General features: G+C 71.8%; 24 protein-coding genes and 1 pseudogene. 17 read left to right on the top strand and 8 right to left on the bottom strand.

All coding sequences use genetic code 11. The features are described 5' to 3' along the window. Positions 1–10: 10 nt before the first annotated feature. The 3 genes from ccrA to HG542_RS00665 all read right to left on the bottom strand — a co-directional run bounded on the left by ccrA (position 11) and on the right by HG542_RS00665 (position 4,474). Positions 11–1,348, bottom strand: coding sequence for a crotonyl-CoA carboxylase/reductase (gene ccrA / locus HG542_RS00675; protein ID WP_171077956.1), 1,338 nt, complete (start codon positions 1,346–1,348; stop codon positions 11–13). A gap of 377 nt (positions 1,349–1,725) precedes the next feature. Beyond that, positions 1,726–2,577, bottom strand: a complete 852-nt coding sequence (locus tag HG542_RS00670; protein ID WP_171077955.1) for a TetR family transcriptional regulator — start codon at positions 2,575–2,577, stop codon at positions 1,726–1,728. An 85-nt stretch (positions 2,578–2,662) separates the two neighbouring features. After that, on the bottom strand, positions 2,663–4,474 hold the full coding sequence (locus tag HG542_RS00665; RefSeq protein WP_373313181.1) for a 3-hydroxyacyl-CoA dehydrogenase family protein: 1,812 nt from the start codon (positions 4,472–4,474) through the stop codon (positions 2,663–2,665). A gap of 327 nt (positions 4,475–4,801) precedes the next feature. On the opposite strand from HG542_RS00665, the gene HG542_RS00660 reads away from it, so the two are divergent. The 9 genes from HG542_RS00660 to HG542_RS00620 all read left to right on the top strand — a co-directional run bounded on the left by HG542_RS00660 (position 4,802) and on the right by HG542_RS00620 (position 14,690). Further along, a complete protein-coding gene (locus HG542_RS00660; protein ID WP_171077954.1) occupies positions 4,802–5,410 on the top strand; it encodes a HEAT repeat domain-containing protein in 609 nt (202 codons plus the stop codon). Positions 5,411–5,519: 109 nt separating this feature from the next. Beyond that, complete coding sequence (locus HG542_RS00655; RefSeq protein ID WP_171077953.1) at positions 5,520–5,978, top strand: SRPBCC family protein; 459 nt, start codon at positions 5,520–5,522, stop codon at positions 5,976–5,978. A gap of 244 nt (positions 5,979–6,222) precedes the next feature. Next, complete coding sequence (locus HG542_RS00650; protein WP_373313180.1) at positions 6,223–8,637, top strand: MFS transporter; 2,415 nt, start codon at positions 6,223–6,225, stop codon at positions 8,635–8,637. 69 nt (positions 8,638–8,706) lie between these two features. Further along, positions 8,707–9,543, top strand: a complete 837-nt coding sequence (locus tag HG542_RS00645; RefSeq protein WP_171077951.1) for a M55 family metallopeptidase — start codon at positions 8,707–8,709, stop codon at positions 9,541–9,543. Further along, positions 9,536–10,915 carry a M20/M25/M40 family metallo-hydrolase gene (locus HG542_RS00640; RefSeq protein WP_171077950.1) on the top strand — a complete coding sequence of 460 codons (1,380 nt, stop codon included), beginning with the start codon at positions 9,536–9,538 and terminating at the stop codon, positions 10,913–10,915. Before HG542_RS00645 ends, HG542_RS00640 begins: the two co-directional genes overlap by 8 nt. Positions 10,916–10,944: 29 nt before the next feature. After that, positions 10,945–12,933, top strand: coding sequence for a dipeptidyl-peptidase 5 (locus HG542_RS00635; protein ID WP_171077949.1), 1,989 nt, complete (start codon positions 10,945–10,947; stop codon positions 12,931–12,933). A 58-nt stretch (positions 12,934–12,991) separates the two neighbouring features. Continuing rightward, a complete protein-coding gene (locus tag HG542_RS00630) occupies positions 12,992–13,696 on the top strand; it encodes a 4'-phosphopantetheinyl transferase family protein (RefSeq protein ID WP_171077948.1) in 705 nt (234 codons plus the stop codon). A gap of 3 nt (positions 13,697–13,699) precedes the next feature. Beyond that, positions 13,700–13,921 carry a DUF1049 domain-containing protein gene (locus HG542_RS00625; RefSeq protein ID WP_171077947.1) on the top strand — a complete coding sequence of 74 codons (222 nt, stop codon included), beginning with the start codon at positions 13,700–13,702 and terminating at the stop codon, positions 13,919–13,921. A gap of 13 nt (positions 13,922–13,934) precedes the next feature. Next, on the top strand, positions 13,935–14,690 hold the full coding sequence (locus HG542_RS00620; RefSeq protein WP_171077946.1) for an SDR family NAD(P)-dependent oxidoreductase: 756 nt from the start codon (positions 13,935–13,937) through the stop codon (positions 14,688–14,690). Here the strand turns inward: HG542_RS00620 and HG542_RS00615 are convergent. Further along, positions 14,677–15,273 (bottom strand): TetR family transcriptional regulator, encoded by a 597-nt coding sequence (locus tag HG542_RS00615; RefSeq protein ID WP_171078006.1) that lies wholly within the window; start codon positions 15,271–15,273, stop codon positions 14,677–14,679. The genes HG542_RS00620 and HG542_RS00615 overlap by 14 nt on opposite strands. A gap of 106 nt (positions 15,274–15,379) precedes the next feature. Here HG542_RS00615 and HG542_RS00610 point away from each other — a divergent pair, with 106 nt between their 5' ends. Then, complete coding sequence (locus HG542_RS00610) at positions 15,380–16,309, top strand: oxidoreductase (protein WP_171077945.1); 930 nt, start codon at positions 15,380–15,382, stop codon at positions 16,307–16,309. 116 nt (positions 16,310–16,425) lie between these two features. Here the strand turns inward: HG542_RS00610 and HG542_RS34660 are convergent, their stop codons facing one another. Then, entirely contained in the window at positions 16,426–16,953 is a 528-nt protein-coding gene (locus HG542_RS34660; RefSeq protein ID WP_229922764.1) for an EF-hand domain-containing protein, read from the bottom strand. Positions 16,954–17,170: 217 nt separating this feature from the next. On the opposite strand from HG542_RS34660, the gene HG542_RS00600 reads away from it, so the two are divergent. Beyond that, positions 17,171–17,701: a hypothetical protein gene (locus tag HG542_RS00600; RefSeq protein ID WP_171077944.1), complete on the top strand. Its 531-nt coding sequence runs from the start codon at positions 17,171–17,173 to the stop codon at positions 17,699–17,701. Here the strand turns inward: HG542_RS00600 and HG542_RS00595 are convergent. After that, complete coding sequence (locus HG542_RS00595; RefSeq protein WP_171077943.1) at positions 17,698–18,453, bottom strand: helix-turn-helix transcriptional regulator; 756 nt, start codon at positions 18,451–18,453, stop codon at positions 17,698–17,700. The two genes, HG542_RS00600 and HG542_RS00595, sit on opposite strands and share 4 nt — an antisense overlap. Before the next feature lie 74 nt (positions 18,454–18,527). Here HG542_RS00595 and HG542_RS00590 point away from each other — a divergent pair, with 74 nt between their 5' ends. The 3 genes and pseudogenes from HG542_RS00590 to HG542_RS00585 all read left to right on the top strand — a co-directional run bounded on the left by HG542_RS00590 (position 18,528) and on the right by HG542_RS00585 (position 20,290). Continuing rightward, entirely contained in the window at positions 18,528–18,866 is a 339-nt protein-coding gene (locus HG542_RS00590; RefSeq protein WP_171077942.1) for a hypothetical protein, read from the top strand. After that, a pseudogene (locus HG542_RS34655) lies at positions 18,788–19,292 on the top strand (hypothetical protein); the annotation flags it as partial. The gene HG542_RS00590 and the pseudogene HG542_RS34655, both read left to right, overlap by 79 nt. 161 nt (positions 19,293–19,453) lie before the next feature. After that, positions 19,454–20,290 carry an NAD(P)H-binding protein gene (locus HG542_RS00585; protein WP_171078004.1) on the top strand — a complete coding sequence of 279 codons (837 nt, stop codon included), beginning with the start codon at positions 19,454–19,456 and terminating at the stop codon, positions 20,288–20,290. Positions 20,291–20,301: 11 nt separating this feature from the next. On the opposite strand, the gene HG542_RS36005 is transcribed toward HG542_RS00585, so the two are convergent. Both HG542_RS36005 and HG542_RS00580 read right to left on the bottom strand, forming a co-directional pair. Continuing rightward, positions 20,302–20,556, bottom strand: coding sequence for a DUF6255 family natural product biosynthesis protein (locus HG542_RS36005; protein WP_368857174.1), 255 nt, complete (start codon positions 20,554–20,556; stop codon positions 20,302–20,304). After that, a complete protein-coding gene (locus HG542_RS00580) occupies positions 20,553–20,723 on the bottom strand; it encodes a hypothetical protein (protein ID WP_171077941.1) in 171 nt (56 codons plus the stop codon). Before HG542_RS00580 ends, HG542_RS36005 begins: the two co-directional genes overlap by 4 nt. Positions 20,724–20,858: 135 nt before the next feature. Between HG542_RS00580 and HG542_RS00575 the strand changes: the two genes are divergently transcribed. The 3 genes from HG542_RS00575 to HG542_RS00565 are packed head-to-tail and all read left to right on the top strand — an operon-like array spanning position 20,859 to position 22,753. Then, positions 20,859–21,671 (top strand): helix-turn-helix domain-containing protein, encoded by an 813-nt coding sequence (locus tag HG542_RS00575; protein ID WP_229922763.1) that lies wholly within the window; start codon positions 20,859–20,861, stop codon positions 21,669–21,671. Further along, entirely contained in the window at positions 21,668–21,979 is a 312-nt protein-coding gene (locus tag HG542_RS00570) for a DUF397 domain-containing protein (RefSeq protein ID WP_229922762.1), read from the top strand. Before HG542_RS00575 ends, HG542_RS00570 begins: the two co-directional genes overlap by 4 nt. Positions 21,980–22,009: 30 nt before the next feature. After that, positions 22,010–22,753 carry a polysaccharide deacetylase family protein gene (locus HG542_RS00565; RefSeq protein WP_171077939.1) on the top strand — a complete coding sequence of 248 codons (744 nt, stop codon included), beginning with the start codon at positions 22,010–22,012 and terminating at the stop codon, positions 22,751–22,753. Positions 22,754–22,755 lie beyond the last annotated feature (2 nt).

The raw sequence follows: 22,755 nt of genomic DNA, 5'->3' as shown, positions 1-22,755 counted from the left end.
GTCTCGGCGCTCACACGTTCCGGAAGCGGTTGATGGCGTCGATGTGCTGCGCCCGCATCTCCTCGTCGCGCACGCCCATGCCCTCCTCGGGCGCCAGGCACAGTACGCCGACCTTGCCCTGGTGCAGGTTGCGGTGCACGTCGTACGCCGCCTGTCCGGTCTCGGCCAGGGTGTAGGTCTTCGAGAGCGTCGGGTGGATCTTCCCCTTGGCGATCAGGCGGTTGGCCTCCCATGCCTCGCGGTAGTTGGCGAAGTGGGAGCCGATGATGCGCTTCAGCGACATCCACAGGTAGCGGTTGTCGTACTGGTGGTTGTAGCCCGAGGTCGACGCGCAGGTGACGATCGTGCCGCCCTTGCGGGTGACGTACACGGACGCGCCGAAGGTCTCGCGGCCCGGGTGCTCGAAGACGATGTCCACGTCCTCGCCGCCGGTGAGTTCGCGGATGCGCTTGCCGAACCGCTTCCACTCCCGCGGGTCCTGCTGGTGCTCGTCCTTCCAGAACCGGTAGCCCTCCGCGCTGCGGTCGATGATCGCCTCGGCGCCCATCCGGCGGCAGATCTCCGCCTTCCGGTCGCTGGAGACCACACAGATGGGGTTGGCGCCGCCGGCGAGCGCGAACTGCGTTGCGTACGAGCCGAGTCCGCCGCTCGCGCCCCAGATCAGCACGTTGTCGCCCTGCTTCATCCCGGCGCCGTTGCGGGAGACCAGCTGCCGGTACGCGGTGGAGTTGACCAGGCCGGGGGCGGCGGCCTCCTCCCAGCTGAGGTGGCGCGGCTTGGGCATCAGCTGGTTGGACTTCACCAGCGCGATCTCCGCGAGCCCGCCGAAGTTGGTCTCGAAGCCCCAGATGCGCTGCTCGGGGTCGAGCATGGTGTCGTTGTGCCCGTCGGCGGACTCCAGTTCGACGGAGAGGCAGTGGGCGACGACCTCGTCGCCGGGCTTCCAGGCGTTGACGCCGGGGCCGGTGCGCAGCACCACGCCGGCCAGGTCGGAGCCGATGACGTGGTACGGCAGGTCGTGCCGCCTGCCGAGCGGGGAGAGCTTCCCGTAGCGCTCCAGGAAGGCGAAGGTGGAGACGGGCTCGAAGATCGAGGTCCACACGGAGTTGTAGTTCACCGAGCTGGCCATGACGGCCACGAGCGCCTCGCCGGGCCCGAGTTCGGGCACCGGCACCTCCTCGACGTGGAGCGACTTGCGCGGGTCCTTCTCCCGGGAGGGGAGTCCGGCGAACATCTCCGCCTCGTCCTTGTGCACGGTGACCGCGCGGTACGAGTCGGGGACGGGCAGCGAGGCGAAGTCCTCGCCGGTCGTGTCGGACGCGAGGATCGCGTCGAGTATCTGGTTCACGGTGGGCCTCCGGCGAAGCGCGTCTTCGAACGGCTCTAGGGAACGTCGGGGGTGGTGCAGAGGCGGTGCCGTCGGTTCGGCGGGGTGGTGCGGGGCGGGCGCGGGTGGCGCCAACTGGTGCCTGTGACGCAGGCGTCCGGGCGCACAAGGTGGTTGTGGGGACAGCCGGACACCGACAAGGTATGGCACCGCGTGCCACCAGACAAGACACTGCGTGCCAACAATTTCTCTCAGATGTCATCCGGGCGTCACGAATGAGCAAAGCGGCCGCCCCGGAGGGGGACGGCCGCTGTTGCGCCCCGTAAGGGGCGCTGGGGGTACCCCCAGCGGTAGCCGGGGGAGGAACTGCGCGACCAGCCACAGCCGGCCCGCAGTCGCTAAACCTCCTTGAGTGCCCTCTCGATCGTGCGCATGACCTCGCCGAGCGGCGCATCGGTACGCGCCACCGTGACCAGCACCGAACCCTCGGCCCGCGCCGAAGCGGCAGGCGTCTCGGCACGGCCGGCACCGATCCCGGTGCCGAACGTCTCGCGCACGATCGCGAACGCGTGGTCGAGCTGCGCCTCCAGATCGCCCTCGCCGCCACCGCGCAGCCAGCGCCGCAGCACATGGTTGTGCGCGGTCACCACCGCAGAGGCGGCGACCTCGGCGAGCAGCGGGTCGTCGCCCGTGTGATGGGCGCTCTCGTCGAAGTGGCCCAGCAGATAACGGGTGAACAGCCGCTCGTAGCGGGCCACCGAGGCGATCTCGCGCTCGCGCAGGGCCGGCACCTCGCGCGTCAGCCGGTAGCGCTCGACGGAGACGGCCGGGGAGGCCGCGTACATCCGCATGACCTCCTTGATGCCCCGGCACACGGTGTCCAGCGGGTTCTCGTGTGCCGGTGCGGCCTCCAGCACGTCGGCGGCCCGCACCAGGGTGTCGTCGTGGTCGGGGAAGATGGCCTCTTCCTTGGAGCGGAAGTGGCGGAAGAAGGTGCGGCGGGCGACCCCGGCCGCGGCCGCGATCTCGTCGACCGTCGTCGCCTCGTAGCCCTTGGTCGCGAACAACTCCATGGCGGACGCCGCGAGTCGGCGGCGCATGGTGAGCCGCTGGGCGGCGGCACGGCGGGAGCCGGCGCCCGCGGAGCTCGCGCCCCTCGGCGCCCGGGCGCTTCCGGGCGCGGCGGGTTCGGGTGCGGCGGCGCTCCGGGAGGTGCGGGTGCCGTGGGCGGACTTGGCGGGCTGGGACATGTGGGGAACGTAACACGCGTCCGAGTGGCTGTGCCGGGGCGGACCGTCCGCGGGCTCCAGCAGCCCGCCCCAGCCGGCGTCGTGGTCAGGCCTTCGCATACTCGCGGAAGCCGCGGCCGGTCTTGCGTCCCAGGCGCCCCGCCGCCACCAGGTGTTCCAGGAGGGACGCGGGGGCGAGCCCCGGGTCGCGGAACTCGCGGTGCAGGACCTTCTCGATGGCCAGCGAGACGTCCAGGCCCACCACGTCGAGGAGTTCGAACGGTCCCATGGGGTAGCCGCCGCCCAGTTTCATCGCCGCGTCGATCTGGTCCAGGGTCGCGTAGTTCTCCTGCACCATCTTCACCGCGTTGTTGAGGTACGGGAACAGCAGCGCGTTGACGATGAACCCGGCCCGGTCCCCGCAGTCCACCGCGTGCTTGCCGACCCCGGCGCACACCGCGCGCACGGTGGCGTGCACCTCGTCGGACGTGAGCACCGTCCGCACCACCTCGACCAGCTTCATCGCGGGCGCGGGATTGAAGAAGTGCATGCCGATCACGTCCTGCGGGCGCGAGGTCGCGCGGGCGCAGGCCACCACGGGCAGCGAGGACGTGGTCGTGGCCAGCACCGCACCCGGCTTGCAGACCTTGTCGAGCGCAGCGAACAGCTGCTGCTTGACCTCCAGGTCCTCCGCCACCGCCTCGACTGCCAGGTCGACGTCCGCGAGCGCGTCGAGCGAGCCCGCCGTGGCGACCGCCGCCAGTGCCGCCTCCCGCTGCTCCTCGGTGATCCGGCCCTTCTCCACCGACCGGGCCAGGGACTTGGCGATGCGCGCCTTGGCCGCCTCCGCCTTCTCCGGGGTGCGGGCCACGAGCACCACCGGGTGGCCCCGCTTGGCGAACACCTCGGCGATCCCGCTCGCCATCGTGCCCGAGCCCGCGACGCCGACGCTGCGCACGCTGCGCCCGGCCGCCGCGTCGTGCGTCCCGCCGGGGCTCTCCGCATCCGCGACGACCACGGCCGAGCCGGGGGCCTCGTAGGTGTAGAAGCCGCGGCCCGCCTTGCGCCCGGTGAGCCCCGCCTCCGACAGCTGTCCCAGGATCGGGGCGGGCGCGTGCAGGCGGTCGTGCGAGGCGGCGTACATGGCCTCCAGAACGGTACGGGCGGTGTCGATGCCGATCAGGTCGAGCAGGGCGAGCGGGCCCATGGGCAGTCCGCAGCCCAGCCGCATCGCCGCGTCGATGTCCTCGCGGCCGGCGTAGCGCGCCTCGTACATCGCCGCAGCCTGGTTGAGGTAGCCGAACAGCAGCCCGTCGGCGACGAATCCGGGGCGGTCGCCGATCGCGACCGGCTCCTTGCCCAGTTCACGGGCGAGCGCGGTGACGGCGGCGACCGCACCGGGCGAGGTGAGCACCGAGGAGACGACCTCGACGAGCTTCATGGCCGGCGCGGGGTTGAAGAAGTGCAGGCCCAGGACGCGTTCGGGGCGGGCGGAGTCGGCGGCCAGCCGGGTCACCGACAGTGCGTTGGTGCCGGTCGCCAGGATGGTGTCCGGGCGCACCACGGCGTCCAGGGCGGTGAACACCTCGTGCTTCAGGGCGTAGTTCTCGGGCACGACCTCGATCACCAGGTCCGCCCCGGCTGCGTCCCGCAGGTCGCAGGAGGTGCGGAAGCGGGCCAGGGCGGCCCGGCGCTCGTCCTCGGTGATCCGCCCGCGCTCCACCGCACGGGCGGTCGCGGCCTCCAGCGCGGCTGCGGCACGGGCGGCGGCCGCCTCGGTGACGTCGATGCCGACGACGGTGCGGCCGGCACAGGTGAGCACCTCGGCGATGCCGGTGCCCATGGTGCCCAGGCCGACCACGGCGACGGTCGTGAGCGGGGGGAGGGGGGACGGATCGGGACGGGACAGTCGGTCCATCGCGGACTCCAAGGGAAGCCCCCGTCTGCGGACACGGGGGAGACGGCGGCCGGCGGGCCCCTGAACGGGGCACGGCGACTGAGGAAAACCGCGGACGGGTAACGGGTAAGAGGGGTCCGCGGAACGGGAGTTGCTGCGGCAGGCCCTGTCCCGGGGCCTGCCGTGTGCCGAACCGACGTCACTGCACGGGCGGCTGCGTCACCAGGCCGCCGAGCGGGGGGATGCCCCCCGCTTGCCGGGAGATTAACTCACGGGTAACCAAGAGCACCAGGGGCTGTGCGCGCGACTTACGATGTGGTCCAGGCCACTCGGGGAGGAGAGCGGGAAATGGAAGAGGAATTCCGCGCGCTGCTGAAGCGGGTACGGACCGAACTGGTCTCCCCGGCCGAGTTCGTGGCATACGAACAGCTCCTCGCGCTCGTCCGCACCGACGGCCGCGCCGCGCGCGACGAGCTGGCGCACGTCCTCGTCGCCCCCGAACGGCCGCTGTGGGCACGGGAGATCGCCGCCTTCGCCCTCGGCTCCCAGGGCGACCGCCGGGCCTTCGAGACGCTGATCCTCCTCCTCAACTACCGCGAGCCGGTGCGCTGTGCGACGGCCGCGCGCGTCCTGGCCCGGCTGCGCGACCCGCGCACCGCGAAGGCGGCGGCCGCCCTCGCCACGAATCCGCTGCGCACCGCGTACGCCGTGCACCCCGTGCGCCTCCTCACCGAGCTGCGGGCCCCCGAGTCGGTGCCCGCACTCCTCTCCACCCTGGAGCGGCTGCTCGCGGCGCGGGACCACTGCTGGCCGGTCGCCCGCGCGTGCGTGGAGGGGCTGGGGGTGCTGGGGGACCGGCGCGCGGAGGCCGCGCTTGTCGCTGCGCGGGAGCACGAGAGGCTGCGGCCCGCGGCCGTGGTGGCGCTGGCGCGGTTGGGGGGCAGGGCGCCGCGGTAGGGGGTCGCGCCGGCGAACGTGTGGTGCCCCGCACCTGGATTTGGGCGGCTGCCCGCAAGGGTGGTTGGCTGACCCCACACCAAGTACGGAACGTCCGGAGGACAATGCCATGGGCCAGGTCGAGGCGACCACGGAGCGGATCATCGCGGCGAGTGCGGAGGACGTGTTCGACGCGCTGGCGGACTACAGCGGCGTCCGCCCCAAGCTGCTCCCCGAGCACTTCAGCGAGTACGAGGTGCGCGAGGGCGGCGACGGCGAGGGCACCCTGGTGCACTGGAAGCTCCAGGCCACCAGCAAGCGGGTCCGCGACTGCCTGCTGGAGGTCTCCGAGCCGTCCACCGGCCAACTGGTGGAGAAGGACCGCAACTCCTCGATGGTGACGACCTGGACGGTCACCCCGGCCGGCGAGGGCCGCGCCAAGGCCGTCGTCCACACCGTCTGGAACGGCGCCGGCGGCATCGGCGGCTTCTTCGAGCGGACCTTCGCGCCGAAGGGCCTCTGCCGCATCTACGACGCCGTGCTCGCCCGTCTCGCGGCCGAGACCGAGGGCGGCCAGAGCGCGGGCTGAGCGCCCGCCGCACCCCCGGCACCCGGGGCCCGGAGCGGAACAGCCCGTTCCGGGCTCACCGGTTCGAGTGGTTTTCCCGGCCGGGCTTCCCCCTTCCGGCCACCCCTGTCCCCCCTCCGACCGGCGGAAAGTCCGCCTGAACGGTCATCCGGGACGAATCGTCGCGCTTGCCCGTGCTTGCCCCTCTTGCAGCGAAATGCGAGAAAAGGGCGCCAACGCAGGCGCGACTAAGGGGAGAAGCTACGTGGGCGGGTCCATCGTCGAGACCACCGTGGTGAAGGGCGACAGCACACTCCCCCCGCCCCCGGCCGCAGCCGTCCCCACTGCGGGGGAGCCCCCGCCGGGCCCCGCGAGGGTACGTCTGGTCTTCGCCGGGCTGATGCTCACGCTCCTCCTCGCCGCCCTCGACCAGACCATCGTCGCGACCGCCCTGCCCAAGATCGTCGGCGAACTGCACGGTCTCGGCAGGATGTCCTGGGCCGTCACGGCCTACCTCCTCACCTCCACCGTCGTCCTGCCGCTCTACGGCAAGCTCGGCGACATCTCCGGCCGCAAGACCGTCTTCGTCTTCGCCATCGTCGTCTTCGTCGCGGGCTCCGGCCTGGCCGGCTGGTCCCGCACGATGGAACAGCTCATCGCCTTCCGGGCGTTGCAGGGCGTCGGCGCCGGCGGGCTGCTGATCGGCGTGCAGGCCATCATCGCCGACATCGTCCCGGCCCGGGAACGCGGCCGGTACATGGGCGTCATCAGCGCCGCGTACGGACTGGCCTCCGTCGCGGGCCCGTTGCTCGGCGGCTTCTTCACCGACCACGCCTCCTGGCGCTGGTGCTTCTACGTCAACGTCCCCTTCGGGCTCGTCACGCTCGCCGTCGTCGGCGCCGCCCTCAAGCTGCCCCGGCCGCCGCGCCGGGCCCGCTTCGACGTCCTCGGCGCCCTGCTGCTGACGACGGCCTCCGTCTGCCTGGTGCTGCTGACCACCTGGGGCGGCACCGAGTACGCCTGGACCTCCCGCACGATCCTCGGGCTCGGCGCGGGGGCGCTGGGCACGACGCTGCTGTTCGCCGTCGTCGAGCAGTTCGCGGCGGAACCGATCATGCCGCCGCACCTGTTCCGCGACCCCGTGTTCACCGTCACCGCGCTCGTCGGGGCCGTCGTCGGCGTCGCGATGTTCGGCGCCGCCAGCTATCTGCCCAGCTTCCTGCAGATGGTCGACGGCGTCGGCGCGACCGCATCGGGCCTGCTGATGCTGCCCATGATGGGCGGCATCGTCGTCTCCTCGCTCCTCGCCGGCCACCTCATCAGCCGCACCGGCCACTACAAGCTGCTGCCCATCCTCGGCCTCGCGCTCTCCGCCGAGGGCATGTATCTGCTGTCCCATCTCGACACGGGAACCGGCCGGATCGTCTACAGCCTCTGGATGGCCATCCTCGGCGTCGGCATCGGCCTGTCCCTGCCCGTTCTCGTCCTCGCGGTGCAGAACTCCGTGCAGCCGCAGGACCTCGGCACCGCCACCAGCGCCAACAACTACTTCCGGCAGATCGGCGGTTCGCTGGGCGCGGCCGTCTTCGGCACGCTCTTCGCCCACCGCCTCTCCGCCCGGCTCGCCGGCGAACTCCCGCACCGCGCAGACCTCCCGGCCCCCGACTCCATCACCCCGCAGCTGGTGCACGCCCTGCCCGCAGCACTGCGCGACGGCTACGTCCGGGCCTACGCCGAGGCCATGCCGCGGATCTTCCTCTACCTCGTACCGGTGCTCATCGTGGGCTTCGTGCTCGCCTTCCTGCTGAAAGAGAAACCACTGGTGTCCCACCCCAACGCCCCCGAGGCCGCCATCCCGTCCGCGCGCACCGCATCCTTCATGGACCCGGTGACCCCGGCCCCGGCACCGCCGCCGCTCGTCGCGGGCATCCCGGTGACGGGCGCCGTCCAGCACCTCGACGGCAGCACCGTGCCGCGCGCCGCGCTCACCCTCATCGACGTCCACGGACGCCAGATCGGCCGCGGCGCGAGCGGCGACGACGGTCGGTACGCCCTGAGCACCCCCGGCACCGGCTCGTACGTCCTCATCGCCGCGGCCGGCGGACACCAGCCGCAGGCCGTCACCGTGACGGTCGGCGAACGCCCCGTCGAACTGGACGTGGTGCTCGGCGGCGCCGGCCGCCTGGCCGGGACGGTCCGCACCGCCGACGGCTCGCCGGTGCGGGAGGCGCTCGTGACGCTGACGAACGTGCACGGCGAGGTCGTCGCCTCGACCCGGACCGGCCCCGAAGGGGGCTATGTCATCGCGGAGTTGATCGCCGGCGAGTACACGCTGGCGTCGAGCGCCCCCGCCTTCCGCCCGGCGGCGCTTCCCGTGACCGTCCAGTCGGCACGCGAGACCCGCCAGGACATCGAGCTGGCGGGCGGCGCGGTCCTGCGCGGCACCGTCCGCGCGGGCGCGGGCCGCCTGGTGGAGGACGCGCGCGTGACGCTGCTGGACGCGGCGGGCAACGTGGTCGACTCGACGGTGACGGGCCCGGACGGCACGTTCCGCTTCGTGGACCTGTCGGCGGGCGAGTACACGGTCATCGCGGCCGGGTACCCGCCGGTGGCCACGGTGCTCCAGATCGCCGGGGGCGGGCGCACGGAACGGGACTTGATGCTGGGGCACGCGGACTGAGGGCGGGCGGGGGCGGGGCGCCCACGCGTTCCGCTGCCCCGCCACCCCTTCCTGCGGTAGAACGGGGGCATGGTAAAGATCCTGATCTCTGCCGACATGGAAGGCGCCACCGGGGTCACCTGGCCCGGCGACGTGCTGCCCGGGGCGCCGCAGTGGGAGCGGTGCCGTCATCTCTTCACGTCCGACGTCAACGCCGCCATCGCGGGCTTCTTCGACGGCGGCGCCGACGCCGTCCTCGTCAACGAGGCGCACTGGAGCATGCGCAACCTGCTGCTGGAGAAGCTCGACGAACGGGCCGAGATGCTCACCGGCAAGCACAAGGCCCTGAGCATGGTCGAGGGCGTGCAGCACGGCGACGTCGACGGGATCGCGTTCGTCGGGTACCACGCGGCGGCCGGTGCCGAGGGGGTGCTGGCGCACACCTACCTGGCCAACTCGCTGACCGGCGTCCGGGTGGGCGGCACGCGCGCCAGCGAAGGGTTCCTCAATTCCCTCGTCGTGGCCGAATACGGTGTGCCCGTGGTGCTGGTGACCGGCGACGACCGGACGTGCGAGGACGCCAAGGGGTATGCGCCCCGGGCCCGTTCGGTCGCGGTCAAGGACTATGTGTCGCGGTACGCGGCCGTGTGCCGCCCGCCGGCCCGTACGGCGGCCGACATCCGGGCCGCGGCGAAGGACGCCGCCGCGCTGGCCGTGCGGCACGAGCCGGTGCGGGGCGGCCCGTTCGTCTGGGAGCTGGATTTCGACGCCGAGCACCTCGCCGGCCAGGCGACCTGCGTACCCGGCGTCGAACAGTGCGGCGAGCGCCGGATCACCTTCACCACGCCGACCATGTACGACGGAATCCGCTGCTTCAAGGCGGTCACGACCGTCGTGTCGGCGGCGGTGGAGGAAGAGTATGGATGACGGCACGGCGGACCGGGTGGACGGGCAGGCGCTCGACGAAGTGGTGCGCTTCACCTCCGACCTGATCCGGATCGACACCAGCAATCACGGTGGCGGGGACGGCCGGGAGCGCCCGGCCGCCGAGTACGTGGCGGAACGGCTCGCCGAGGCCGGCCTGGAGCCGGTGCTGCTGGAGAAGGAGCCGGGGCGGACCAATGTCGTGGCCCGCCTTGCCGGTTCGGACCCGGGCGCCGCGGCGACGCTGCTCCACGGGCACCTGGACGTGGTGCCGGCCGAGCCCGCCGAGTGGAGCGTCCACCCCTTCTCGGGCGAGGTCCGCGACGGGGTGGTCTGGGGCCGCGGCGCGGTCGACATGAAGAACGCGGACGCGATGATGCTGGCCCTGGTGCGCTCCTGGGCCCGGGCGGGGGTGCGGCCGCGCGGCGACGTCGTCCTCGCCTTCACCGCCGACGAGGAGGACCGCGCCCTCACGGGTGCCGACTTCCTGGCCCGGGAGCACGCCGTGCTGTTCGAGGGCTGCACGGTCGGCATCGGCGAGTCCGGCGCGTACACCTTCCACGGCGACGGCGGTCTGCAGATCTACCCGGTGGGCGCGGGGGAGCGCGGCACGGCCTGGCTGAAACTGACCGCGCACGGCACGGCGGGGCACGGTTCCAAGGTCAACCCCGACAACGCGATCGTCCACCTCGCCGCCGCCGTCCAGCGGATCGCCGCGTACGAGTGGCCGGTCCGGCTCTCCCCGCTCGTCCGGGCCGCGCTGCGCGAACTCGCCGCGGTGCACGGTATCGACGCCGACCCGGACGCGCCGGACTTCGACGTCGAGGGCCTGCTGGACAAGCTGGGCGCGGCCGCCAAGCTGGTGCGGGCGACCCTGCGCAACAGCACCAACCCGACCATGCTGAACGCCGGATACAAGGTCAATGTCATCCCCGCCGCCGCCACCGCCCACGTGGACGGGCGGGTCGTGCCCGGCGCCGCGGAGGAGTTCCGGGACACCCTCGACCGGCTCACCGGGCCGCACGTGGAGTGGGAGTACTACCAGAGGGGCGAGGGGCTCCAAGCACCCCTCGACACCCCGGTGTTCGCCCGCATGAAGGCGGCGATCGGGCACTTCGCACCGGAGGGTCATGTCGTCCCGTTCTGCATGTCCGGCGGGACGGACGCCAACCAGTTCTCCCGCCTGGGCATCGTGGGCTACGGCTTCAACCCGCTCCGGCTGCCCGCCGGCTTCGACCACCAGGCGATGTTCCACGGCGTCGACGAGCGGGTGCCGGTCGACGCCCTGCACTTCGGAGTCCGGGTTCTCGACCACTACTTCATGGATGAGCAGAATGGACGGGCACGACGTGAGGAAGACCGCTCGGTGAACTGAGCGGACACCGTCCCGAGGAGGAGTGGCCCATGGTGTCCACGGCGCCCTACGGAGCCTGGCAGTCCCCGATCGATGCCGCGCTCGTCGCGTCGCGCAGCGGCCGGCCCGCGTGCGTGGGCGCGGTCGGCGACGAGGTGTGGTGGGTCGCCCCCCGCCCGGCCGAGGCGGGCCGGGCCACTCTGGTGCGGCGGCGGGCCGACGGGGCCGAGGAGTCCGCGCTGCCCGCTCCGTGGAACGTCCGCAACCGGGTCTTCGAGTACAGCGGCTTCCCGTGGGCGGGAGTGCCGCGGCCGGCGGGCGGCCCGCTGCTGGTCTTCACCCACTTCGGGGACCAGCGCCTGTACGCCTTCGAGCCGGACGCGCCCGGGGGCGCCGTACCCCGGCCGCTGACCCCGGTCTCGGCGGTCGGCGGGGGACTGCGCTGGGCGGACCCGGTGCTCCTGCCCGAGCGGGGCGAAGTGTGGTGCATGGCCGAGGAGTTCACGGGCGAGGGCCCGTCGGACGTGCGCCGCTTCCTCGCGGCCGTCCCGCTGGACGGCTCGGCGGCCGCGGACCGGTCCGCCGTGCGGGAGTTGTCGGACGACGCCCATCGCTTCGTCACCGGCCCGCGGCTCTCCCCGGACGGGCGGCAGGCGGTGTGGCTCGCCTGGGACCACCCGCGCATGCCGTGGGAGGGCACGGAGCTGAAGACGGCCCGGGTGACGGAGGACGGCCGGTTCGCGGACACCCGCACGCTGCTGGGCGGGCCGGAGGAGGCCATCGCCCAGGCGGAGTGGGCGCCAGACGGCTCGCTGATCGTCGCGACCGACCGTACGGGCTGGTGGAACCTCCACCGCGTCGACCCCGCCACGGGCGCGGCCACCCAACTGTGCCGGCGCGAGGAGGAGTTCGCGGGGCCGCTGTGGACGCCGGGCATGAGGTGGTTCGCGCCGCTGGCCAACGGGCTGATCGCGGTGGTGCACGGCAAGGGCGCGGCCGTCCTCGGCATACTCGACCCCGAGTCCGGGGAACTGGTCGACGCGGCCGGGCCGTGGACGGAGTGGGCGGCGACGCTCACGGTGAGCGGCACCCGGGCCGTGGGCGTCGCGGCGAGCCCGCGCACCGCGTACGAGGTGGTCGAGCTGGACACGGTCACGGGACGCGCCCGCACGATCGGTGCCCGGCACACGGATCCCGTGGACCCCGCCTATTACCCCGAGCCGCAGATCCGTACCTTCACGGCCCCCGACGGCCGTGAGATCCACGCCCACATCTACCCGCCGCACAGCCCCGACTTCACCGGGCCGGCCGACGAACTCCCGCCGTACGTGGTGATGGCCCACGGCGGCCCCACGTCCCGCGTGCCCGCCGTCCTCGACCTGGACGTCGCCTACTTCACCTCCCGGGGCATCGGCGTCGCCGACGTGAACTACGGCGGTTCGACGGGCTACGGGCGCGCCTACCGCGAACGCCTGCGCGGCCGTTGGGGCGTCGTCGACGTCGAGGACTGCGCGGCCGTGGCCACTGCGCTGGCGGAGGAGGGCACGGCGGACCGGGCCCGGCTGGCCGTGCGCGGCGGCAGCGCGGGCGGCTGGACCGCGGCCTCGTCGCTCGTCTCGACGGACGTGTACGCGTGCGGCACCGTCCTCTATCCGGTGCTGGACCTGCTGGGCTGGGCGGACGGCGGCACGCACGACTTCGAGTCGCGCTACCTCGACTTCCTGATCGGCTCGTTCGAGGAGTTCCCCGAGCGCTACCGGGACCGGGCCCCGCTGACGCGGGCGGACCGCGTGCGCGTTCCCTTCCTGCTCCTGCAGGGCCTGGAGGACCCGGTGTGCCCGCCGGAGCAGTGCGACCGCTTCCTGGAAGCAGTCGCGGGATGCGGGGTGCCGCACGCGTACCTGTCGTTCGAGGGGGAGGGGCACGGCTTCCGGAGGAAGGAGACGATGGTGCGGGCGCTGGAGGCGGAACTGTCGCTGTACGCGCAGGTGTTCGGGGTGGAGGTGGCGGGGGTGCCGTTGCTGAAACTGGGGGAGTAGTTCCGGCTGCGGGTTCCCCGCGCCCCTTGAGGGGCGCGGCCCCGGTAGGGTGATCCACATGGTGATACGGCCCCGCATCCTCGGCAACGATCCGTTGCCGCAACAGTGGACCCGCGGCGACCGGCCGCACGTCTGGCTGCTCCGTATCACCGACCCGCCCTCCGCGGAGGAGTACGAGCCGATCCTCGACCCCGAGGAGCGGGCCCGCGTCAAGGCCTTCGTCCACGACATCCACCGCACCCGGTACGCCGCCTCCCACCTCGCCCTCCGCCGCCTCCTGGGCGCCTACCTCGGCAAGGCCCCCGGAGAAGTCCGGCTCACCCGTGAGCCGTGCCCCGGCTGCGGCGGTCCCCACGGCCGTCCGGCCGTCGCCTGTGCGCCGTTCCACTTCAACCTCTCCCACTCCGCCGACCTCGCCCTCCTCGCCTTCGCCGACACCCCTGTCGGCGCCGACGTCGAGGCCGAGCAGCCGCTGTCCGTCGTGACAGAGGTGTCCCGCATGCTCCACCCCCGCGAGATCGCGGAACTCGGCGCCCTCCCGGATGCCGCCCGCCCGCCGGCCTTCGCCCGCTGCTGGACGCGCAAGGAGGCCTATCTCAAGGGGACGGGCACGGGCCTCTCGGAGAGTCCGGCCGTCACCTACGTAGGCTCCGGAGAGGTCCCGGCCTCGCCGCCCGGCTGGGCGCTCACGGACGTCGACGCAGGTCAGGGCCATGCGGCGGCGATCGCGGTGGCGTCACCCGGAGGACGCTGGGATCGTTGAGGCATGAGCCTGGCAAGTCGCGTCCGTGACGCGCTGACGCCCTCCAGGGTCGTGGTGCTGGCCGTCCTGGTCCTGCTGCTCGTCTTCGTGCTGGAGAACACCGGCCGCATCACGATCCGCCTCATCGTCCCCGAGGTGTCCGCGCCGCTGTGGCTGACACTGGTCGCGATGCTGGTGATCGGCTGGTTCCTGGGCCGCTTCGTGCATGTACGGCGGCGGTCGTAGGCGGTGGACGGCGATGGCGCTCCTGGAGAAGAAGGTCGCCCTCGTCTACGGCGCGGGCGGCCCCGTCGGCGGTGCGGTGGCGCGCGCGTTCGCCCGTGAGGGGGCGAAGGTGTTCCTGTCGGGCCGGTCCTTCGAGTCGCTCGACCCGGTGGCCGACAGGATCCGCGCGGCGGGCGGCACGGCCGAGACCGACCGGGTGGACGCCCTGGACGAGCAGGCGGTGGACCTCTACGTCGACGCGGTGGCGGAGCGGGCCGGGCGGATCGACATCTCGTTCAACCTGATCTCGTACGGCGACGTCCAGGCACCGCTGATGGAGATCTCGGCGGAGGACTTCCTCCGCCCGGTCGCCACCGCCACCCGCACCCACTTCCTCACCACCCGCGCCGCGGCCCGCCATATGATCCCGCGCGGCACGGGCGTGATCCTCGCCTTCGGCGGCTCGGGCCCGCACACGCTGCCCGAACTCGGCGGCTTCAAGGTCGCGTTGGACGCCCTCGAAGGACAGCGCCGCCAGTGGGCCAGCGAACTGGGGCGGCACGGCATCCGGTTCGTCACGCTCAAGACGGGCGGGGTCCCGGAGACCATCCCGGAGGGGTTTCCCGGCCGTACCGAGATGGTCGCCGGCCTGGAACGGGCGAGCCTGCTCAAGTGGACGGCGACCCTGGCGGACGTCGGCCACGTGGCGGCCTTCGTCGCCTCCGACCGCGCCCGCACGATGACGGCGGCCACGGTGAACATCTCGTGCGGGGCGATCATGGATTACTAGGCCCGACAGCGTCCAGCGCCGGGGCGATTGCGGCGAAGGCGCGGTCGGTCAGTTCGGCGGGGTCGTCCGCACCGTCGCTGCCGCTCCACCGCCGCAGCACGGCGTCGAAGGCGGTGAGCGCCATCCCGGCGGCCAGCTGCGGGTACAGATCGGTGTCGGGATCGAGCCCCAGGCGCTGCGCCAGCTCCGCTGCCAGGTCGTCGCGCCACCGGTCCTGGTGCTCCAGGAAGCGTGCGCGCAGCGCGGCGGTGCGCAGGATCAGCTGAACCACGCGCAGTGCTCTCTCGGAATGATCGGCGCAGGCGGCCATGGGGTCCCGGACGGTGTGCCGCAGGGCCACGGAAGGCTGCTCCCCGAGGGGACGGGACGCCAGGGCTGCACGCATGCCGGCGCCCATGTCGGCCAGGAACTGGACGACCACGTCCTCCTTGGAGGCGAAGTAGCGGAAGAACGTCCGCTTGGACACGCCTGCGGTGGCCGCGATCTCGTCGATGGTGACCGCGTCGAACCCCTTCAGCGCCAGGAGTTGCAGCGCCGCTTCGCTCAGCTCGTTCGAGACGAGCCGGCGTTTGCGTTGGGCCATGGTGACGTCGGGGCGGGAGCTCACCGGGCCATGCTACTCCGCCGTGCCATCCATGGCACTTGGTTACCTCTTGACACCGAGTGCCATGCACGGCAGCGTGTGCCGCATGACGAAGAAGCAGCGCTGGACCGCCGATCGGATACCGGACCAGGCCGACCGGGTGTTCGTCGTCACCGGAGCCAACAGCGGCCTCGGCCTGGCGACCACCCGGGCACTCGCCCGCAAGGGCGGGCACGTGATCCTCGCCGTACGCGACGAGGCGAAAGGCCGCCGGGCCGCCGCAGGGATCGCCGCCGAGCAGCCCGGCGCCGACCTCGAGGTGCGCCGTCTCGACCTGGCCGATCTCGATTCGGTCCGGGCGTTCGCCGATCGGTTGCACGCCGATCACCCGCGGCTGGACGTGCTCGTCAACAACGCCGGCGTGATGGCGCCGCCGCGCTCACTCAGCGCGCAGGGCCACGAGTTGCAGTTCGCCTGCAACCACCTCGGCCACTTCGCGCTCACCGGTCTGCTGCTCGACCTGCTGGCCGCCGGCAACAACGCCCGCGTCGTCACGGTGAGTTCGACCAACCACCGGCAGGGGCGCCTCTGCTTCGACGACCTTTCCGGCGAGCGCACGTACTCGCCCATGGGGTTCTACAACCAGTCGAAACTCGCCAACGCCGTCTTCGGACGGGAACTCCACCGGAGGCTGACCGCGGCAGGAAGCCCGGTGCGCAGCGTGCTCGCGCACCCCGGCTACACCTCCACCAGCCTCCAGACGAGCGCGCCCGTCGGCATGGTGAAACTGCTGTTCGGCCACATCCTCGCCCCGCTCGCCCAGTCCCCGGAGCAGGGTGCGCTGCCGCAGCTGTACGCGGCCACCGCCCCGGACGTGCAGGGCGGTGAGTTCATCGGGCCGGACGGTTTCGGTGAACTGCGCGGCGGCCCGACGCGAGTGCAGTTGTCCGCTACGGCAGCCGACCCTCGGACCGGCCGTCGGCTGTGGGAACTGTCGGAGCAACTCACCGATGTGCGGTGCGTGGTCGCGCCCTGAAGGGGCGCGGGGAACTGCGCGGCAAGCCACGACGAGCCCTTCGCGCTGCGCACCGCCCTGTCCCGTATACCTGTCTCGGCCTGAGCCGTGCCTGGAGCGACGACCAGGGGCACGCCCTAGTACAGTGCTTCGCCCATCGGGGAGTCGTCACCGACGATGTAGGCGCGGATCGCCGCCAGATACGCATCACGGGCGACCAGCCCGTCACCATCGGTGTCCAGCGCGGCGAACGCCGCCCCCGCATTGCCGGGCGGATTGTTGAGCGCGGTGCGCAGGGTGGTGAACTCGGCGCGGTCCAAGGCGCCGTCCCCGTCGGCGTCGACGAGGTCGAACAGCGAACCCAGGGCGTACTGGCAGATGTTGTCGAACTTGTCGCCGTCCACCCATGCGTCGTATTCGGCGAAGGTCAGCCGGCCGTCTCCGTCGGCGTCCATCGTCCCCCAGGCCTTGAGCCCTTCCGCACGGGCGGTGGCGACGAGCGGGTCGTCCTCCGGGCGCCCCGTCGCCTGCACGACCCGATCGATGCGGGAGAGGTAGTCGTGCGCCGAGATCACGCCGTCCCCGTCCCTGTCCATCATGGCGAAGACGCGCTGGGTGGGTGTGGTGGCGGGAGTGGTGGTGGCTGTGGTGCTCGTGCGGTCCACTCGGGATTCCTCCTGCTCGGGGATCGGCTCGACGACGACTCGTCCAGCGCTTCCTACCCGCCGCAGCAGGTGAACCCGACGACAGCAGTGGCGCGTGAGGCAGCGCGTCCGGGCAGGCGCGCGCGGAGGGTGCGCTTCGAGGCGCTGGGATGGCAGCTGCGAACGAGGGCAGTCAAAGGGCAATAAAGCCACGGGTGTTGGAGGGAATGTGTTCGGAATGCGCGGTACGGCGGTGACGCTGGGCTCCCTGGCGCTGGTGTTGTCGTCGTTGGTGTGGGCGCCGGACAGCCAGGCCCGGCCCCGCGAGCAGGGGGCCGTCACCTGCACGGGCAATTCCGTGAGCCGCTACGACCCACCGCTCACCCTGACGCCGCAGCCGACCCGCGTTCACGCGGAGGTGCGGTACGACTCGTGCACCGCGCATGCAGGCCACACGTTTGCGGCCACCAGCACCTTCGAGTCGCTCCGGACCGCGGCGTCCTGCGTGTCGGATTCCGACGCGCTCGGCGTGGAAACCGTCCGGTACGCCGACGGCGGTCGGTCGGTGATCGCCATCGAGAGCGCCACCACGGTCCGTGACATGGGCGTCCTGTTCACCCTGCAATCGGGCCGGGTCACCGAGGGCCGCGGCGCGGGACACCAGGTGCGGCGAACCGTCGCCGCTCCGCCCCGGCAACTGCCCACGGACTGCCTCACCTCCGGCATCGGGGGCAGCAACAGCGGCGTCCAGCTGGAGATTCTGCCCTAGCCCACCAGCCCGGCCGCCCGCGCCCGGGCGGTGGCCGTCACGCGGTTGTTGGCGCCCAGCTTCCGATAGACCTTCTCCAGGTGGCGGTTGACCGTGTGGGGCGAGATGGCCAGACGGCGGCCGATCGCCTCCGTGGTGAGCCCCTCGGCGAGCAGCCCCAGCACGGTGGCCTCGCGCGGCGTGAGGCCGATGTCGCCGACGGGTGAATCCGCGCCCACCGCGGCGCGCAGCCGCCGGAGTTCACGGAGGTGGTTGTCCACCGCCATCAGCAACGGCTGCACCCGGCACGCGAAGGCGAAGTCGCGCTCACCGAACTCGCCTTCGCGCCCGAAGACGATGGCCCGCAGCCCGCCCGGCTCCCCCGGCAGCGGCACGCCGAGCTGCTGCTTGGTGCCGTAGGTGCGCAACGCGTCGTTGTACCAGGCGGATTTCCGCCAGGTCTCGCAGAGATCGGTCATCCGGCGGGGGCTGTGCTCCCGCGCCTGCAGATACGGAATCAGCGGATGTCCCTGCTGCAGCCGACGCCGCAGCAACTCCCCGACTTCGCGCCCGAGCCACTCCGGCGCCCACGCCTCGGCCACCCCGGTGCGGCCACTGGGGCACATCCGGGCCATGATCACCGTGTTGGCCCGCATGACGGTGAACAGCTCGCGCGATATCAGGTGCCAGGAGGCGTCGGGATCGCCGTTCTGCAGCACGGCGGTGACGAGGTCGAGAATGTGCTCGTAATCCTTGATCTTGAGCTGCGCCATCCTCGGATCATGACAAACGGCATCGCTGATGCCCAAGCGCAAGAACCCGCCGGGCCGTCACGCAGTGACCTGTCATGTCCTCCAGCCCACGGCACTCTGCATGCGTATCAAGCGGCTTCTCGCCCACGGACGCCGAGGACCTCACGCTGTATCGGGAGAAGTTCCGGCGGCGTCTGCCGGAGTCGCTGGACGAGTTGCACGGCCCGACCCAGGGGGTCGTGGAGCTGCCGCTGCACCTGGCCTGGTCCGGGATGACCTCGTACGACATGAGCAAGCCTCGTCAGCGTATGGGCCTGTACCGCACGGTCCTGCACGAGGGCCTGCGCGACGACCTGCCCCGGTACCTCAACCGGGACCTGCTCCTCCAGCTATGGCCGGTGCTGCGCACCCTCGTCGGTCGCACCGCCTCGTGAACCGCCCCAGCCAGGACCTCGATGTCGCAACCGAGAACCCGGCGCCCATGGCCGACATCGCGGCCACGCTCCGCGCCGGCCTGGAAGCCCGCGGCTGGAAGGTGCACGCGCTGGAGACTGCCCCGCTGTCCGCCCGCTTCACCGTGACCGACCCGGTCACCGGCCAGGAGTGCGAGGTCGACGTCCTCAAGGAGATCTTCTGGCGGCCGGTCGCCCAGAGTCCGTACGGGCCCGTCCTCGCGGAGGAGGACGTGATCGGGACCAAAGTCGAACCTCACGGGCGCCGAGTGGACCGACGACGAAGCCTTTGCCGCCCATGGGCTCGATGCCGCCACGATCACCGCACTCCGTGCTTGGGCCGTGGAGTGGGCCGACGACCTCGCGGTCCGTCTCCTCGAAGAGGCCGGCGATCCGGATACGGACTGATCGCCTGACCCCGACCGTGGAGAATGCGACGCTCAGCGTCCATGCGTGCACGACTGTGCGTTGTCGCATGAAGAGGCCTCTTCGGCTTGACCTGAACCGCAGTTGAGGACCTAGCGTCCGGCGGGAAGTGGCCTCGGGGCGAGGGAAACGGAGACGTGACCATGATTCTGGTGACCGGCGCGACGGGGACCGTCGGCAGTCTTCTGCTGGAGGCGTTGCACCGCTCCGGCACTTCACCGGTGCGCGGACTGACGCGCGACCCGCAGCGGGCCGCCGCGTTCCCTGCGGGGGCCGAGGCCGTGGAGGGCGACTTCGCCCGGCCCGAGACGCTCAAGCGCGCCCTCGACGGCGTGCGTTCGCTCTTCCTCGTTCCCGGCTTCGGCGGCGAGGCGGACGTCCTGGCGGCCGCCCGTTCTGCCGGCGTAGAGCACGTCGTCCTCCTCGGCTCCCTCGGTTCCGGGACCCACCCGCACCTCGTCACGGCCCGGGAGCGACTGGCCGTCGAACAGGCCCTGAAGGACAGCGGCATGGCCTGGACGGTCCTCCGCCCGACCCAGTTCGACTCGAACGCCCTGTGGTGGGCCGCCTCCATCCGCCAACACGGCGCGGTGTTCGCGCCGTTCCCCGACACCGGCCTGCCCGCCGTCCACCCCGCCGACATCGCCGCCGTCGCCCACGCCGCCCTCACGGATCCGGCGCACCGGGGGCGTACGTACCCGCTCACCGGCCCCGAGACGGTCTCGCCGCGGCAGCAGACCGCCGCCATCGCCGAGGCCCTCGGCCGTGAGCTCTCCTGCGTCGAGGTCGCGCGTGCCGCCGCGCACCAGCAGTATGCCGTCGGCCTCGGCGACGAAGTCGCCAAGGAGGTGCTGGACCTCATGGGCGGCGACCCCCGGCCCGGCATGTTCGAGGTCCACGACACGGTGCAGCGGGTCACGGGCCTCCCGGCCCGGACTTTTGCGCAGTGGGCGCGGGAGAACGTGGCCGCGTTCCGCTGACGCGGTGACCATCAGCACCGCGCAGCGGGGCCGCTGCGCGGTGCTGAATCCCCCTTGCCGGCGCCGTTCGGCGGCAGCGGAATGGATCCTACGGGCACGGCTTCCGAGGCTGGCGCGTTTCCTGCTTGCGCAGTTGAACGGAAGCGTTCGGGGATTTCGATGTGCAGTGCACCGTACCCGGGGTAGCGCCGTGTGCCGCATCCTGCGGTGCAGTGGTCGACGCCGTCGTGGGTGGTCCACCCTTGCGGGTGGGCGCAGTTGTTCACCCGTGGTCCGCGCGCTGGTGGCGGCCCATGAGGACGACCCACTTCTCGGCCGCGACGCGATCGCCGGCGGCTGTCGCCTTGGCGTGCTCGTCCTTGATCCATGCACACCCCGCACAACGGGGTGCCCTGCGGACGGCTTCGGGTGTCGGTTCCGGGGTATGGGGCATCGGGGCAACCTTTGTTTGCCGGTCGCTCACTCACGCGAGCGATGTTCTGGGCGGTTCGCTTCCAGCGTGGTGCGGTGCCCGTACGGTGACCAGGGTTGGGACCACCCCAACGGCTTTGGGGTGAAGGGGGTTTGTGTGACATCTCCGGTCAGCGGGGCCGCCTACTTCGGCACCGAGGTGCGCGAGTGGCGTACGGCAAGGGGAATGAGCCAGCGCGAGCTCGGCGAACTGGCCCAGTACGGACAGCAGTACGTCGCCAAGGTGGAGGCGGGGGAGCGGCTTGCCAGCCTGGAGTTCGCCCAGGCGTGCGATGTTGTTTTCGGTACACCGGGGACGTTCGTCCGGTTGCGGAAGCGGGCCGCCAAGAGCGGTGGGTATCCCACGTGGTTCGAGCCGTACGTGATGTTGGAGCAGCGCGCAACGACGATCCTGAGCTTCTGCTCGGGGCTCGTGATGGGGATGCTGCAGACAGAGAGATATGCGGAGGCGGTCTTTCGCAAGGCCCACCCTCGCGACACGTCGGATGAGATCGCCGAGAAGGTCGCCAGGCGAATCAAACGCCGCCAGGTGATCGCGGGGGAGAGGCCTCCGCTGCTCTGGGTCATCCTGGACGAAGGCTGCCTGCGGCGCATGGTCGGCAGCGCCGACATCATGCGTGAGCAGATGGGTCACTTGGCGAGCGAAGCGGAGTCGCCGCACATCGCCCTTCAGGTACTCCCGTTCAGGTCCGGAGCTCCGGCGACATCCATGGGGTTCATCGTGCTGCGGTTCGATGAGCAAGAACCTGACGTCCTGTATGTGGAGAACCCCGTGCACGGCCAAGTGATCGACTCCGCCGGAACCGTGGCCAAGGCGCACGTGACCTACGATCGGCTTCGCGCTGACGCGCTGTCCCCGGGCGAATCGCTGGTCCTGATTCGCAAAGTGATGCAGGAGTGGAACTCGTGAGCATAGGTGGCATACCCGGTGTGGAGTGGGTCAAGTCCAGCTACAGCGGTGGCAACGAGGGGCAGTGCCTTGAGGTGGCCCGTTGCCTGAGCCCGTCCCGCGGCACTCCGAAGCGCGACGAGTGGATCAAGTCCAGCCACAGCGGCGGCAACGAGGGGGAGTGCGTAGAGATCTTCCGCCGCGGCGCAGCCACCGGCACCGTCCCCGTCCGGGACAGCAAACGCCCCCGCGGGGCGGCCCTCGCCATACCGGCTCCCGCCTGGACGGCCTTTGTGGCCGCCCTCCAAGAGGGAACGTTCATCCCGTAGCCGCCCGCAGGGCCCCCGCGTTGAGCGGGTATGAACCGTATTGCGAGGGCGCTCGCCATCGCCGTCACCCTGCTCGGCACCGCCACGGCCCCGGCGGCGAGCCGACCGGTGGCGAGCGGACCGGACTGTCACACCGCGATCCGCCGCATCCCCACCGCCGACCCCGTCGTCGCTCTCACCTTCAACGCCGCCTGGGACGAGGGCGGCCTCGCCGCCACCCTCGCCACCCTCCGCCAACGCGCCGCGCCGGCAACCTTCTTCCCCACCGGCCGGTTCGCCGAGCGGCACCCCGCCGCCGTACGCGCCATGGCCGCCGCAGGCCACGGGCTCGGCAGTCACTCCTACAGCCACCCGCACTTCAGCACCCTCGGCCGCCTCGCGATCGCCAAAGAGGTGTGGCGTGCCGACGCTGCCATCCGCCGGGCCGGGCGCACCGAGCCGTTGCCGCTCTTCCGGTTCCCGTACAGCGAGACCACCCCGCAGGCCATTGCGGAGGTGAACACCCTCGGGTTCACCGACGTCGAGTTCACCACCGACACCAAGGGCTACCTCGGCACCGCACGCGGCATGACCGTCGACAAGGTGATCGAGAGGGCCCTCGCAGCCCTCACCTCCGGCGAGATCGTGCAAATGCACGTCGGCAACACCGCGGGCGACGGAGGACACGTCCTCGACGCCGAGGCCCTGCCGCGGATCATCGACGCCGTCCGGGCCCGCGGCTACCGGATCGTGGATCTGCGAACCCTCGCCCAGCGCTGCACACAAGGGAGTTAGGG

Source organism: Streptomyces morookaense (genome assembly GCF_013030945.1).
Taxonomy (GTDB): Bacteria; Actinomycetota; Actinomycetes; order Streptomycetales; family Streptomycetaceae; genus Streptomyces; species Streptomyces morookaensis.
The sequence above is the reverse complement of the archived record's forward strand: the minus strand, read 5'-3'. Positions and strand labels throughout refer to the sequence as shown.

What these genes read in the sequence shown, in the direction of transcription:
- HG542_RS00625 (WP_171077947.1), top strand. Translation starts at nt 13,700, where the DNA reads ATGAGCCTGGCAAGTCGCGTCCGTGACGCGCTGACGCCCTCCAGGGTC.
- HG542_RS00615 (WP_171078006.1), bottom strand. Translation starts at nt 15,273, where the DNA reads ATGGCCCAACGCAAACGCCGGCTCGTCTCGAACGAGCTGAGCGAAGCG.
- HG542_RS00640 (WP_171077950.1), top strand. Translation starts at nt 9,536, where the DNA reads ATGGATGACGGCACGGCGGACCGGGTGGACGGGCAGGCGCTCGACGAA.
- HG542_RS00590 (WP_171077942.1), top strand. Translation starts at nt 18,528, where the DNA reads ATGTCCTCCAGCCCACGGCACTCTGCATGCGTATCAAGCGGCTTCTCG.
- HG542_RS00645 (WP_171077951.1), top strand. Translation starts at nt 8,707, where the DNA reads ATGGTAAAGATCCTGATCTCTGCCGACATGGAAGGCGCCACCGGGGTC.
- HG542_RS00600 (WP_171077944.1), top strand. Translation starts at nt 17,171, where the DNA reads ATGCGCGGTACGGCGGTGACGCTGGGCTCCCTGGCGCTGGTGTTGTCG.
- HG542_RS00670 (WP_171077955.1), bottom strand. Translation starts at nt 2,577, where the DNA reads ATGTCCCAGCCCGCCAAGTCCGCCCACGGCACCCGCACCTCCCGGAGC.
- HG542_RS00665 (WP_373313181.1), bottom strand. Translation starts at nt 4,474, where the DNA reads ATGGACCGACTGTCCCGTCCCGATCCGTCCCCCCTCCCCCCGCTCACG.
- HG542_RS00585 (WP_171078004.1), top strand. Translation starts at nt 19,454, where the DNA reads ATGATTCTGGTGACCGGCGCGACGGGGACCGTCGGCAGTCTTCTGCTG.
- HG542_RS00660 (WP_171077954.1), top strand. Translation starts at nt 4,802, where the DNA reads ATGGAAGAGGAATTCCGCGCGCTGCTGAAGCGGGTACGGACCGAACTG.
- HG542_RS00620 (WP_171077946.1), top strand. Translation starts at nt 13,935, where the DNA reads ATGGCGCTCCTGGAGAAGAAGGTCGCCCTCGTCTACGGCGCGGGCGGC.
- HG542_RS00580 (WP_171077941.1), bottom strand. Translation starts at nt 20,723, where the DNA reads ATGCCCCATACCCCGGAACCGACACCCGAAGCCGTCCGCAGGGCACCC.
- HG542_RS00610 (WP_171077945.1), top strand. Translation starts at nt 15,380, where the DNA reads ATGACGAAGAAGCAGCGCTGGACCGCCGATCGGATACCGGACCAGGCC.
- HG542_RS00595 (WP_171077943.1), bottom strand. Translation starts at nt 18,453, where the DNA reads ATGGCGCAGCTCAAGATCAAGGATTACGAGCACATTCTCGACCTCGTC.
- HG542_RS00655 (WP_171077953.1), top strand. Translation starts at nt 5,520, where the DNA reads ATGGGCCAGGTCGAGGCGACCACGGAGCGGATCATCGCGGCGAGTGCG.
- HG542_RS00630 (WP_171077948.1), top strand. Translation starts at nt 12,992, where the DNA reads ATGGTGATACGGCCCCGCATCCTCGGCAACGATCCGTTGCCGCAACAG.
- HG542_RS00565 (WP_171077939.1), top strand. Translation starts at nt 22,010, where the DNA reads ATGAACCGTATTGCGAGGGCGCTCGCCATCGCCGTCACCCTGCTCGGC.
- HG542_RS00635 (WP_171077949.1), top strand. Translation starts at nt 10,945, where the DNA reads ATGGTGTCCACGGCGCCCTACGGAGCCTGGCAGTCCCCGATCGATGCC.